We start from the raw sequence: 1,046 nt of genomic DNA, 5'->3' as shown, positions 1-1,046 counted from the left end.
TCAATATTTATTTTATATAAAACAATTAGATTGGTGGTGTAGATATATGTTTAAAAATTATTTTAATTTATTTAGAAGACAAAAAAATATTAAGTTTTCTTATTGATATGTAAATTGATTTATGGCAAATATTTTGTTCTATTTTTTTATTGTTTGTTTTAATTTACAGTTTATATATTTTAGTTCTACATCAGTTATAGATATTATCCTTTTTATTTTTTTAGTAATTTTTAATATTATTTTCTTTTGGTCTTTTTTTAGTGATTTTTTTCAAACACGGAAATTAATTAAAATTGTTAAAAGTAGTCCAATATCAATTATTAACGGTGCTTTGGGTACTGGTAAAACTTTATTGATGACTTATTTATCACAAATTGCTAAATTTGATAATGTTTATTCTAATTATTTTATTAATGATGAAAAAATTGGAGTTTTAGGTTTAAACCACTTAGATTTTAAAAATAAAAATTATAAGATACCGTCAAATGATAGTTTAATTTTATTTGATGAAATATTTTTGTATATGAATGGTGCTAAACCCGAAGAAAACAATAAAAAGTTTAGTGGTTTAATTCCATATTTTTTATTATGTCGTCAGTTTGATAATAACATTGTTTTTGCTGGACAACGAATTAATCAGAATTGGGTTGAATATAGAGAAATTACTAATATGATTATTGTTCCTATGCAATGTATTCCACCTAGTATATTTTTTCCTTATTTTAAAATGAAAATAGGTTTCTTTGATGATTTAGATGATTATTTAGTATGAAAAACGGAAACAGTTAAACGAACAGCAAACGGGAAAAGAGTTCGTAAAAAATCTAATAAAGATATTGGTATTAATTTTGTTAAGATAACAATTCCTTTATCTATTGCAATGCAATATGATAGTAAATATTTAAAATTTGTGCGTGATTTAAAAAATGATAAAGTACCATATTGGTATTAATTTTGTTAAGATAACAATTCCTTTATCTATTGCAATGCAATATGATAGTAAATATTTAAAATTTGTGCGTGATTTAAAAAATGATAAAGTACCA

1 protein-coding gene is annotated in these 1,046 nt (G+C 21.7%); it reads left to right on the top strand.

Features of this window, described 5'->3' with window-relative positions; all coding sequences use genetic code 4:
• Positions 1-952 (top strand): hypothetical protein (locus C6B38_RS04870; RefSeq protein WP_443028748.1); only part of this gene is annotated, 952 nt, incomplete at its 5' end.
• Positions 953-1,046: the final 94 nt, after the last annotated feature.

Origin of the sequence: Spiroplasma sp. ChiS, assembly GCF_002968355.1 — a bacterium.
Classification (GTDB): domain Bacteria; phylum Bacillota_I; class Bacilli_A; order Mycoplasmatales; family Mycoplasmataceae; genus Spiroplasma; species Spiroplasma citri.
The sequence above is the reverse complement of the archived record's forward strand: the minus strand, read 5'-3'. Positions and strand labels throughout refer to the sequence as shown.